The sequence below is a fragment of the Litorimonas haliclonae genome (assembly GCF_965138505.1).
Taxonomy (GTDB): Bacteria; Pseudomonadota; Alphaproteobacteria; order Caulobacterales; family Maricaulaceae; genus Litorimonas; species Litorimonas haliclonae.
This window is the reverse complement of the sequence record NZ_CBCSCO010000001.1, coordinates 648,662-660,110: the sequence shown is the minus strand read 5'-3', so window position 1 is coordinate 660,110 and position 11,449 is coordinate 648,662. Positions and strand designations below refer to the sequence as shown.

Below are 11,449 nucleotides of genomic sequence, written 5' to 3'. Positions count from 1 at the left end.
TCTGCTCTATATCTTAGCTTCCAAATGCCTTGTAATCGCCGGATAGGCGACAGCAAGCGTGACGGCTCTCAACACATAATAGACTAAAAATGCGATCCAAATCCCGGCGGCTCCAAGTCCTGGGTAGAGGAGGTAGTGCGCGCCGATATAGATAATGACCGAAACGATACCGGCATTGCGCATTGCCGCTGTTCTTGTGGTGCCGATAAACACGCCGTCCAGCTGATACGCCATAAAGCCGAGCACTGGAGCGAGGGCGCAATAGGCCAAATAAGCTTGAGCGCTGGCCCGAACAGCCGGATCGGTTGTCAGGAGGTTGATAATGTAAGGTCCGCCAAACCAGATCAGAGCGCCGCAAATACAGGCAAAAAACGCCGAAAATTCTGTGGTAAGCTTGACCGCCCTGGCAAAGCGGGACTTATTTTTTGCGCCATACGCCGCTCCGGTCACAGCTTCTGCCGTGTGGGCAAACCCATCGAGAACAAGGGCCGACATGGTGATAAACTGCATCAAAACATGATAGCCCGCCAGGAACGTTTCGCCTTCTGCTGCCGCGGCATTGCCGAAAAAATTAAATCCGACAGTCAGAGTTAAAGTTCGGATGAAAATATTTGAATTGGTCACGCCGAGTTTTGACAGAGCTTCCTTGGCCAGCAAAGTTTTCCGGCTAATAGCTTCCCAGCGGAAGCCGCCGCGTCGCTTAATTTCGCGGTAGGCCAGCCAAAGGCCAGCAGCCAAGCCAACCCATTCTGCAATTGATGATGCGAGCGCGACCCCGTAAAGACCGGCGCCAAAACCGAGCACGAAAAGAGGGGATAGGAATAGGTTCGTTAAATTTAGAACCACTTGCATTCCGAGGGCGAGGCCAGACCGGCTGATACCGACAAACCATCCCATAAGAGCGATACTGGCGAGTGTGGCGGGTAAGCCCCAAAGCCGGGCTTGTATGTATAGTGTGGCCGAAGCTTCAATATCCGGATTGGCGGTATAGATTTTGAAAGCAAGCGGAAGGAGCCAGCCCTGTATCAGCAGAATGAATAACCCGATGGAAAGTCCGATAGGCAGAGCGCGGAGGATATGGGACTGAACATCCGCTTCGGCGCCTTGGCCGTCGCTTTGCGCGACGAGGCCTGCCGTGCTCATACGTAAAAATCCAAAACCCCAATAGAAAATGCCGTAAATGACAGCGCCGAGGCCAATTCCGGCGAGAGCGCTTGTCCCGACAAAACGTCCAATAACAAAAGTATCAACTAGTCCCACAATTGGAGCCGCGCCATTGGCGAGCATGATCGGCCAGCTCTGGTTGAAAACCTTTTTCCGGCTTAGATTGCCTTTTATGATTGTCTCGTTTGACACAAAGGGGGCGCTACAGAATAGCGCCCCCTTTGTCATTCTTTAAATATGGATTCTACGTGCCGAGGATGTTTTTCATCGCCTCAAGATAATTAATCCACGCTTGCCTTCCAGGTTTCGTCAAATGAACCAAAGTTTGGGGGCGTTTGCCTTTAAAGCCTTTTTCTTGCTCCACAAAACCCGCGCTTTCTAGCTTGGTCAAATGAGTCGAAAGATTGCCATTACTCGTGCCCGTCTTTTCTAAAAGCTCCGGAAAGCTCGCGGGGTTGACGGCTGAGAGATAGGCCATAATTCCCATCCTGAGACGGCCGTGAATAATGTCATCTACGGCGTCGAGGTCGAGGTCTATATCATTTTCATCTGTCTCATTAGGCATTTGACCCTCCGGCCTTTTTCATAGTCAGAAGAGACGGAAGAATTACTGTGAAAATTGTGGCAATAGATCCGATCAGATAAACGACTGGCTGGCCATAAAAGGAAAAACAGACCGCGGACGCTGTAAAGCCGATAAAGGAGGCAACATGCAGCATCCTCATTTTACTCATTTTGGCGACAACACCATACGCAAGGCCCTGTCCGGCAAAACCAACAATCATGACTAAGTCGAAGAGTTTATAAGTGCCTTCTGCAAAGACCATGTTTAGAATAATTCCGATAAATAGCGTGCCCAACATTCCCGAAAACATTGTCCAAACATAAGATTCGACTCGATTAGCGGCAGAATTTGATCCAGCTTTTTTATCGATTTTTACTCCCATTACGTAGCTGCCTAACCCCCCAATGACTGCAAACGCTAACCAAGCGATGGCGAGGCTTGTTTCAGAGAGCCCAAATGTCCCAGACAGAACACCCCATTGATAAAAGAATATTGATGTGAGCAAGACGCCCCACAATAATCCAATGGGCCCGCCGAGAAGAGGCGTCTCGGCGCCTTCCTTCGCAAGTTGGCTCGCATAATCCAAATCCGCAATGATGTTTTCCTTCGACATTTTCGTCTCCTTAATAAAGTGGCTTCCTCTATCTGCCCAGAAAAGGCAAATTCATTTTTTCTAAAAATATGTTTGCATTACAAACCTCAATGTGTCAAGTTTGAAATACAAACTAATTTGAAAGGAGGCTATTATGTTTGTTAAGTTTAAAAAATTGAGTGTTGCTACTGGAGGCGCTATCTGCGCGCTTTATGCTCTAGGTGCCCTCGGGATTAGCCCTGCTTGGGCGGGTGAGGCGCCGGACTGGAAAACTAAAGACGGCACAATCCCTGTGACCGTCACGCTGAAAAGCATTACGAAAACCGAAGGGCCGATATATGTCTCAATCCAGACGCGGGAGAATTACCGCTCAATGAAAGGGTTTGGCGGCGTTTTAAGTGAGCTAACTCTCGGAGATATTACTCAGACCTTCAAAGTCGAAAGACCCGGAAACTATGCTGTGTCTGTCTGGCATGATCTGGATGATGATGGCCGGTTCTCAATGACAGAGGATTATAAAATCCTCGACGGATGGGGCGCGTCTGGGAATGCGCCGGAAGATCGTGAGCCCACGTTTGACGATGTACAGATAAAGGTCGATGAGTCTGGCGCGACTGTGCCCGTCGAAATGAGATATCCGGCTAACTAGCCTTTTGATATAGTAGGTAACAAAAAAGCCACCGATGAAAGTCGGTGGCTTAATTCGTTTTAAATGTCGAGTTGGCTACTTTTTAACCCAGCTCCCGGAAGATTTGAGCACATATTCGCCGCCGCCAGCTTTCGCGACTTGTTTTTCACCGGTTAGGGCGGCAACAACTTCTGTCTTCACATTTTGCTCATTGGCCAAGCGTGTATAGAGGGCTTTACGGGCAATATTGATTTCTTTCATGGCTGCTTTGGTGGCCGCGTCCAGAGACTGATTGTTGACAGCATCCAAATAACCGGCAGCGGTTTCGCCGATCTTGCCGGCGGCTTTAGCACTATCCACCGTCGCTTTTGCGGAGGCGGATTGCGCCTGTGCGGCGTTAAGGCCTTGTGTATTGAGCGCAATAGCGCCTGCGCCCAAAAGCGCACCAGTTACGGTTAATGCGATAATCTTTGATACGGTTTTCATATAAACCTCCTAAAACAAGTCTGGGTTATCTGCGATGAGCTCTTCAACATCTTTGTCGAGCCGGACGCGGACTTCCTGATCAATTTTGACATTCAGATCGATTTTGATCGGTTTGTCGGAGGGCTCGATTTTCACCGTGGGCGTACAGGCCGAGAGCCCGCCTCCCAAGGAGGTGAGAAAAGCTGCGCTGAGCAACACGGATTTCAAACCTGAATACTTCATAGTTGACCTTATACCTAATTCCGGCTGAACCTGACATTAACAAACCCGCCTGGCAATCAGATTTTAACGCCGCGGCGCTTCGGCGCGAGATTTTCTTGAAAGCCTGCGAATCGACCGCTAGAGACTAGAAAACGCCCGAAAACATTTTCCAGGGCATTGCCATAATCGGAGGCTCTTTTGGCTGACTATCTGACACTCGAAGCTCTATTTACGCTTTTCATGCTGATTCTGCTTCAGGCCGTGCTCGGTTTTGACAATCTGCTCTATATCGCGATCGAAAGTAACAAGGTCGGAGACCCTAAAGACGCAAAGAAGGTCCGAAAATGGGGAATTGGAATCGCGGTCGTCTTCCGGATTATTCTTCTCTTTGTTATTGTAGGTTTGTTCGGTCTTATGGCGGCGCCGCTTTTCTCGGTTCCCTTCGAAGGGATCCTTGAGGGAGAGTTTACCCTTCAGAGCCTTGTGACGCTCGGCGGCGGCGGCTTTATTATATATACGGCGATCAAAGAAATTCATCACCTTCTGACAGTCGACCATATCGAGAATTCAGAAGGGTCTGGGAAGCGATCTGTCGCCAAAGCCATTGCCCTTATCGTTATTATGAACTTGGTGTTCTCTTTCGACTCGATTCTCTCGGCTATGGCGATCGCAAGTATCGATGCAGCAAATATCGTCGATAGTGCGGGCGCGACGCTCGGGGTATTCCAAGGCAGTATCGTAGAATGTAAGGCTGCGCTAATCGCCGATCCGGTGGCAGGGGCCGTCGGATGTGAGCCGACCAAGTCTTATCAGGTGCCGCTCATGGTCATCGCGATTGTTCTCTCCGGGCTGGCTATGATTTTTATGGCTGACGCTGTAACGAATTTCATCAAGAAGAATCGCATGTATGAAGTGCTCGGGCTCTTCATTCTATTCCTGGTAGGCGTTCTTTTGGTCACAGAAGGCGCACATCTAGCGCATCTTGAGATCTTCGGTTTCGCAATTGACGCGATGAGTAAGTCGAGCTTCTACCTCGTCGTGGGTGTGTTAATCGTCACGGACGTCCTCTCGAATGGGTACCAAAAGCGCCTCTGGGCACAGAAAGAAGCCGAGATTCGAGGCCCTGATTCTGCTAAAGCAGGGCTTGCCGCCGTCGATGCTCATAAGGCAAAGAAGAAAAACGCGGCTCACTAGAGAGACAGGCTTCGACCAGACCCAACTCTCGCTGTGAATCCCGTTATCGCCTGAAAAAACCGCATATCTGCTGTTGACGGAACCCATCCGCCCTCGTATATGGCGCCCCACGCTGATGAACATGCTGTCTGAGGGTCACCTTAGAAACCTTGTTTAAGGCAAAATTGGAATAACTTAGTCATCTCGGTTGCGGAGTTTTCGCGGCAAGGGATGGTCTTTTGCAGACATCCGGCACTCGGGCATGGGGCTTGAATGCGGGGCTGTTTGCATTTTGTGCAGGAAATACGGCCCATGCCAACAATTCAGCAGCTCATTCGCAAGCCGCGCAAAGACAAGCGTAAACGGAATAAGGTTCCGGCTCTTGAGGCATGTCCTCAGAAGCGCGGCGTTTGTACACGTGTTTACACAACCACTCCAAAGAAGCCTAACTCAGCGCTTCGTAAAGTGGCCAAGGTGCGCCTAACGAATGGCTTTGAGGTTTTGTCTTATATCCCGGGTGAGGGCCATAACCTGCAAGAGCATAGTGTTGTGCTAATCCGCGGCGGTCGTGTGAAAGACTTGCCGGGTGTGCGCTATCACGTCCTTCGCGGCGTTCTGGATACTCAGGGCGTTAAAGATCGTAAGCAACGTCGTTCTAAATACGGCGCGAAGCGTCCTAAGTAAGGTAGTCAGTCATGTCACGTCGTCACCGCGCAGAAAAACGGGTTATTCTTCCCGATGCAAAATTTAATGACTTGGTTCTCGCTAAGTTCATGAACGCCATCATGTTGGACGGAAAAAAGTCTACGGCTGAGAAAATCGTCTATGGCGCGATGGATATCGTCGAGGACAAAGCAAAAACAGAATCAATCCGCGTTTTTCATGATGCGCTGGAAAACATTAAGCCAGCCGTAGAGGTTCGCTCTCGCCGCGTTGGTGGTGCGACCTATCAGGTGCCTGTTGAAGTGCGCCCTGAACGCCGCCAGGCTCTGGCTATCCGTTGGTTGGTGAACGCGTCGCGTTCACGCAATGAAAATACTATGCGCGAGCGCCTTGCTGGTGAGCTGCTCGATGCATCAAACAATCGTGGCACTGCCGTGAAGAAGCGTGAAGACACGCACCGCATGGCTGAAGCTAACCGCGCCTTCTCACATTACCGCTGGTAGACCGAAAGAGTTAAGAGACCAATCATGGCACGCGACTACGAACTTAAAGATTACCGTAACTTCGGCATCATGGCTCACATCGATGCGGGTAAAACAACCTGCACAGAGCGGATTCTGTATTACACAGGTAAGAATCACAAAATTGCTGAAGTTCATGACGGTGCGGCCACAATGGATTGGATGGCTCAAGAGCAAGAGCGCGGAATTACAATTACATCCGCTGCGACAACTTGTTTCTGGGCTGGTAAGCGTCTGAATATTATTGACACACCGGGTCACGTTGACTTCACGATTGAAGTTGAGCGGTCTTTGCGGGTTCTCGATGGCGCGGTTGCGCTTCTGGATGCAAACGCTGGTGTTGAGCCTCAAACTGAAACTGTTTGGCGTCAGGCTGACAAGTACAGAGTGCCTCGCATGATCTTCATCAATAAGATGGATAAGCTTGGCGCCGACTTCTACGCGTCAGTTCAGTCTGTGAAAGACCGTTTGGGCGGAAACGCGCTGGAAATGCAGCTTCCTATTGGCTCCGAGGAAAACTTCAAAGGTGTCGTCGATCTCGTCAAGAACGTTGCTTACGTTTGGGATAAAGAAGCCGATTTGGGCGCCACATACGATATCGTCGATATTCCGGCTGATATGGTGGAAAAAGCCGCTGAGTACCGTGAAAAACTGATCGAAGCTGTAGCTGACATGGACGATGAAGTCATGGAAGCTTACTTTGAGGGTACGATGCCTTCGACTGAAACTATCCAAGACTTGGTTCGTAAGGCGACAATTGCAAACAAAGTTGTGCCGGTTTTCTGCGGAACAGCCTTTAAGAATAAGGGTGTTCAGCCTCTTCTGGATGCGGTTGTGGCTTACTTGCCAAGCCCGCTGGATATCGCGGCTATTAAAGGTATCGATGTCAAGACAGGCGAAGAAACAACTCGCCCGGCGTCTGATGATGAGCCTCTTTCAATGCTTGCCTTTAAGATTATGAACGACTCTTTCGTTGGTACTTTGACATTCTGCCGCTTGTATTCTGGCGTTCTTGAGGCGGGTTCGACCATCCTCAACTCCGTTAAAGAGAATAAAGAGCGTGTTGGTCGCATGATGATGATGCATTCCAACGACCGTGAAGACATCAAAGAGGCGTATGCTGGCGACATTATCGCTGTTGCGTCCTTGAAGCAGACAACAACGGGTGACACTCTATGTGATCCAAAACACCCTGTTATTCTTGAGCGTATGGAATTCCCGGATCCGGTGATTGAAATTGCCGTTGAGCCGAAATCCAAGGCTGACCAAGAAAAGCTCGGTGTTGGCTTGCAGCGTTTGGCTGCAGAAGATCCTTCGTTCCGCGTCACAACAGACATCGAATCCGGCCAGACAATCATGGCGGGGATGGGTGAGCTTCACTTGGATATTCTTGTCGACCGTCTAAAGCGCGAGTTCGGTGTTGAGGCGAATATTGGTCAGCCTCAGGTGGCTTACCGTGAATCACTCGCCGCGCCTGTTACAATTGATTACACGCATAAAAAGCAATCTGGGGGTTCTGGTCAGTTTGGTCGCGTAAAGATCAACTTTACGCCGCTTGAGCCTGGTTCTGGTATTGAATTCGAAAACTCAGTTGTCGGCGGTAATGTTCCTAAGGAATATATCCCGGGTGTTGAAAAAGGTATTCGCTCCATGGCGGAAACAGGTCTTTTGGCCGGCTTCCCGTTCATCGACTTCAAGGCTGAGCTTTATGATGGGGCTTACCATGATGTTGACTCCTCTGTTATGGCGTTCGAGATCGCAGCTCGTGCTGCTTTCCGTGAAATCAAGAGCGAAGGCAGTATCGACCTTCTAGAGCCTGTCATGAAGGTAGAGGTTGTGACGCCTGATGAGTATATGGGCGACGTAATTGGTGACTTAAACTCACGCCGCGGTATGATTGAGGGAACTGAGATGCGCGGAAACGCGAATGTCATCAACTCTATGGTGCCTTTGGCGAACATGTTTGGTTACGTGAATGATTTGCGTTCCAAGACACAGGGCCGCGCGCAATTTACAATGACATTTGATCACTACGCTAAGACGCCGCAGGCTGTCGCTGATGAAGTGATTTCTAAGCAGGGCGGCAACTAAGTCGGTCTTAATAATAAGTATAATGGTTTTGACCTCCTAGAAGAGAACGGAGAAAAAAATGGCAAAAGAGAAATTCGAGCGTAATAAGCCGCATGCCAATATCGGCACGATTGGTCACGTTGACCACGGCAAGACGACGCTAACGGCGGCGATCACGAAGTATTTCGGTGACTTCCGCGCTTATGATCAGATTGACGGCGCGCCGGAAGAAAAAGCGCGTGGTATCACCATTTCTACAGCTCACGTTGAGTATGAGACGGAAAACCGTCACTACGCTCACGTCGACTGCCCGGGCCATGCTGACTATGTTAAGAACATGATCACCGGCGCGGCTCAAATGGACGGCGCTATCTTGGTTGTGAACGCAGCCGACGGCCCAATGCCTCAGACACGTGAGCACATCTTGCTTGCCCGTCAGGTCGGCGTTCCGGCTCTGGTTGTTTACATGAACAAGGTTGACCAGGTTGACGATGAAGAGCTTCTAGAGCTTGTCGAAATGGAAATCCGTGAACTTCTGAGCTCTTATGACTTCCCGGGCGACGACATTCCTGTGATTGCAGGATCTGCTTTGGCTGCAATGAACGGCGAAACACCTGAAATCGGTGAAGAGTCTATCAAGAAGTTGATGGAAGCTGTTGATTCCTACATTCCGCAGCCTGAGCGCGCGATTGATCAGCCTTTCTTGATGCCTATCGAAGATGTGTTCTCCATCTCCGGCCGTGGTACGGTTGTAACGGGCCGTGTTGAACGCGGTGCGGTTAACGTCGGCGACGAAATTGAAATCGTTGGTATCAAGGATACGAAGAAGACGACATGTACAGGTGTTGAAATGTTCCGTAAGCTCCTCGACCGAGGAGAGGCCGGCGACAACATCGGCGCTTTGCTTCGCGGTGTTGACCGTGAAGGTGTTGAGCGTGGCCAGGTTCTTTGTAAGCCAGGGTCTGTTACGCCTCACCAGAAGTTCGAAGCGGAAGCTTACATCCTGACGAAAGAAGAGGGTGGCCGTCACACGCCGTTCTTTAATAATTACCGCCCGCAGTTCTACTTCCGTACAACTGACGTCACCGGTGTTGTAACTTTGAAGTCTGGCACAGAGATGGTTATGCCGGGCGACAATGTGAACATTGATGTCGAGCTTATCGTGCCTGTCGCTATGGAAGAGAAGCTTCGCTTCGCTATCCGTGAAGGTGGACGCACAGTCGGCGCCGGCGTTGTGTCAAAAATTACTGACTAAGTCAGTTTAAGTAACTCATTTGTCCGGCGCCACATAGGCGGCGTCGGGTTGTTGTTTGAAGCGTAAAGATTAGGCCCTGTTATGGATCGTCAAAATATTCGCATCCGGTTGAAAGCCTTCGACCACCGTATTCTCGATACTTCTACCAAGGAGATCGTCTCTACGGCTAAGCGCACCGGTGCAACCGTGCGCGGGCCCATTCCGCTGCCGACTCGGATCGAGCGTTTTACTGTAAACCGCTCACCACATGTTAATAAGAAATCTCGCGAGCAATTCGAGATCCGTACGCATAAACGTATGCTCGATATCGTGGACCCAACACCGCAAACCGTGGACGCGCTGATGAAGCTCGACCTCGCCGCCGGTGTTGACGTCGAAATTAAATTGGGAGCATAGGCATGTTACGTACAGGTCTATTAGCAAAAAAACTGGGCATGACCCGCGTCTATGACGAATTGGGAAATCATGTACCTGTTACTGTCCTCGCCCTAGAAGGGTGTCAGGTCGTGGCCCAGAAAACGCTAGAGCGTGACGGCTATTCAGCTGTTCAGCTGGGCGCTGGTGAAGCCAAGCCTAAGCGCGTCTCCAAAGCTGAGCGTGAGCGCTTTGCGAAGGCATCTGTTACGCCGAAGAAAAAGCTGGTTGAGTTTCGTGTAGACGAAGAAAACCTCGTTTCAGTTGGCGAAGAGTTAATCGCAGGTCACTTCCTTCCTGGTCAACTGGTTGACGTTTCCGGTATTACAGTCGGTAAGGGCTTCGCCGGTGCGATGAAGCGCCATAACTTTGGCGGTCTTCGCGCAACACATGGTGTGTCTATCTCTCACCGTTCGCACGGCTCTACTGGTCAGTGTCAGGATCCGGGTAAGGTTTTCAAAGGCAAGAAAATGGCAGGCCATATGGGCGCCGTTCGCCGGACGAACCAAAACCTTGAAATCGCGCGTATCGAAATTGAAGATGGTTTGATCCTTGTTAAAGGTGCAACGCCAGGCGCAAAAGGGACTTGGTTAGAGGTTCGCGATGCTGTGAAAAAGCCGCAACCGGAAGGCCTTATCTTCCCGGCAGCGACAATGACAGATCGTAAGGAAGCTCTGAAAGCGGCGGATGAAGCTGAAGCAGCGGCGCTCGCCGAAGCAGAAGCCGAAGCCAAGCGTGTTGCGGAAGAGCAAGCGGCAGCCATGGCAGCCACAACAGATGAAGATGGCGGAGAAGGCTAAATGAAACTCGACGTCCAAACACTTGCGGGTAAGGCTTCCGGTTCCGTCGATCTCGACGATTCCATTTTTGCCAATGAGCCCCGAAAAGACATTCTACACCGTATGGTGCGTTATCAATTAGCGCGTCGTCAGGCTGGAACTCACGAAGTTCAGGAACGCGGCGATGTTTCTAAGCGAAATAAGCGTATCGGCAGGCAAAAGGGCGGCGGCACCGCGCGTCACGGTAACGGATCTGTTTCCCAGTTCCGCGGCGGTGCAAAAGCGCACGGACCACGCGTTCGTTCCCACGCTCACGGCTTGCCGAAAAAGCTACGGGCTTTGGCTTTGCGTCATGCTTTGTCTGCTAAAGCCGGCGCAAAAGAGCTTATCATCATTGATGATGCTGTTTTGAAATCAGCTAAAACAGCTGAGCTCCGGAAGCAGTTAGCCGCATTAGGTATAACAAACGGTCTTATCGTGAGCGGTAACGCTATTGAAGAGAATTTTGCCAAGGCGGCAAAAAACATCCCTAACTTGGATGTTCTGCCAAGCCAGGGTGCAAACGTATATGACATTCTGAAACGTCACAAACTTGTCTTGACGAAACAGGCTGTCGCAGATTTGGAGGCTCGTCTAAAATGAGTGTAGCTGCCCGCCATTATGACACGGTGGTCTCTCCGATCATCACGGAAAAGACGACGATCGTTTCTGAGAACAACCAAGTTGTTTTTGAAGTGCCGTTAAGCGCGTCTAAGCCGGAAATCAAAGAAGCTATTGAGCAATTGTTCAAGGTTTCTGTGACGGCCGTGAACACGCTTCGCGTCAAAGGTAAAACCAAGCGCTTCCGGGGACGTCCCGGTCGACGCAATGATGTCAAGAAAGCTGTTGTTACGTTGAAAGACGGCGACAGCATCGACATCGCAACCGGACTGTAGGAA

Annotated in this window: 15 protein-coding genes; 10 read left to right on the top strand and 5 right to left on the bottom strand. The window is 50.5% G+C overall.

Annotated elements, in window-relative coordinates; translation table 11 throughout:
• Positions 1-6: 6 nt before the first annotated feature.
• Genes ACNA05_RS03015 through ACNA05_RS03005 form a run of 3 tightly spaced genes read right to left on the bottom strand, consistent with a single transcriptional unit; the run spans position 7 to position 2,342 of the window.
• Entirely contained in the window at positions 7-1,356 is a 1,350-nt protein-coding gene (locus tag ACNA05_RS03015; RefSeq protein ID WP_415809893.1) for an MATE family efflux transporter, read from the bottom strand.
• 52 nt (positions 1,357-1,408) lie between these two features.
• A complete protein-coding gene (locus ACNA05_RS03010; RefSeq protein WP_415809892.1) occupies positions 1,409-1,729 on the bottom strand; it encodes a winged helix-turn-helix domain-containing protein in 321 nt (106 codons plus the stop codon).
• Positions 1,722-2,342 (bottom strand): hypothetical protein, encoded by a 621-nt coding sequence (locus ACNA05_RS03005; protein ID WP_415809891.1) that lies wholly within the window; start codon positions 2,340-2,342, stop codon positions 1,722-1,724. The genes ACNA05_RS03010 and ACNA05_RS03005 overlap by 8 nt, the downstream gene beginning before the upstream one ends.
• A gap of 133 nt (positions 2,343-2,475) precedes the next feature.
• On the opposite strand from ACNA05_RS03005, the gene ACNA05_RS03000 reads away from it, so the two are divergent.
• Positions 2,476-2,970 carry a DUF2141 domain-containing protein gene (locus ACNA05_RS03000; RefSeq protein WP_415809890.1) on the top strand — a complete coding sequence of 165 codons (495 nt, stop codon included), beginning with the start codon at positions 2,476-2,478 and terminating at the stop codon, positions 2,968-2,970.
• Positions 2,971-3,045: 75 nt separating this feature from the next.
• On the opposite strand, the gene ACNA05_RS02995 is transcribed toward ACNA05_RS03000, so the two are convergent.
• Both ACNA05_RS02995 and ACNA05_RS02990 read right to left on the bottom strand, forming a co-directional pair.
• Complete coding sequence (locus ACNA05_RS02995) at positions 3,046-3,435, bottom strand: YdbL family probable chaperone protein (protein WP_415809889.1); 390 nt, start codon at positions 3,433-3,435, stop codon at positions 3,046-3,048.
• Between the two features lie 9 nt (positions 3,436-3,444).
• Positions 3,445-3,657 (bottom strand): YnbE family lipoprotein, encoded by a 213-nt coding sequence (locus tag ACNA05_RS02990; protein WP_415809888.1) that lies wholly within the window; start codon positions 3,655-3,657, stop codon positions 3,445-3,447.
• 177 nt (positions 3,658-3,834) lie between these two features.
• Between ACNA05_RS02990 and ACNA05_RS02985 the strand changes: the two genes are divergently transcribed.
• From ACNA05_RS02985 to ACNA05_RS02945, 9 genes are all read left to right on the top strand, one after another.
• Positions 3,835-4,830: a TerC family protein gene (locus ACNA05_RS02985; RefSeq protein ID WP_415809887.1), complete on the top strand. Its 996-nt coding sequence runs from the start codon at positions 3,835-3,837 to the stop codon at positions 4,828-4,830.
• Between the two features lie 291 nt (positions 4,831-5,121).
• Positions 5,122-5,493 (top strand): 30S ribosomal protein S12, encoded by a 372-nt coding sequence (rpsL, locus tag ACNA05_RS02980; protein ID WP_121103013.1) that lies wholly within the window; start codon positions 5,122-5,124, stop codon positions 5,491-5,493.
• A gap of 11 nt (positions 5,494-5,504) precedes the next feature.
• Positions 5,505-5,975 carry a 30S ribosomal protein S7 gene (rpsG, locus tag ACNA05_RS02975; protein ID WP_415809885.1) on the top strand — a complete coding sequence of 157 codons (471 nt, stop codon included), beginning with the start codon at positions 5,505-5,507 and terminating at the stop codon, positions 5,973-5,975.
• Between the two features lie 24 nt (positions 5,976-5,999).
• Positions 6,000-8,084, top strand: a complete 2,085-nt coding sequence (gene fusA, locus ACNA05_RS02970; protein WP_415809884.1) for an elongation factor G — start codon at positions 6,000-6,002, stop codon at positions 8,082-8,084.
• 58 nt (positions 8,085-8,142) lie between these two features.
• On the top strand, positions 8,143-9,318 hold the full coding sequence (tuf, locus tag ACNA05_RS02965) for an elongation factor Tu (protein ID WP_415809882.1): 1,176 nt from the start codon (positions 8,143-8,145) through the stop codon (positions 9,316-9,318).
• A gap of 81 nt (positions 9,319-9,399) precedes the next feature.
• Positions 9,400-9,714, top strand: a complete 315-nt coding sequence (rpsJ, locus tag ACNA05_RS02960) for a 30S ribosomal protein S10 (protein ID WP_271558963.1) — start codon at positions 9,400-9,402, stop codon at positions 9,712-9,714.
• A gap of 2 nt (positions 9,715-9,716) precedes the next feature.
• On the top strand, positions 9,717-10,532 hold the full coding sequence (gene rplC, locus ACNA05_RS02955) for a 50S ribosomal protein L3 (protein WP_415809881.1): 816 nt from the start codon (positions 9,717-9,719) through the stop codon (positions 10,530-10,532).
• On the top strand, positions 10,533-11,153 hold the full coding sequence (gene rplD, locus ACNA05_RS02950; protein WP_415809880.1) for a 50S ribosomal protein L4: 621 nt from the start codon (positions 10,533-10,535) through the stop codon (positions 11,151-11,153).
• A complete protein-coding gene (locus ACNA05_RS02945) occupies positions 11,150-11,446 on the top strand; it encodes a 50S ribosomal protein L23 (protein ID WP_415809879.1) in 297 nt (98 codons plus the stop codon). Before rplD ends, ACNA05_RS02945 begins: the two co-directional genes overlap by 4 nt.
• The last annotated feature ends 3 nt before the right edge of the window (positions 11,447-11,449 follow it).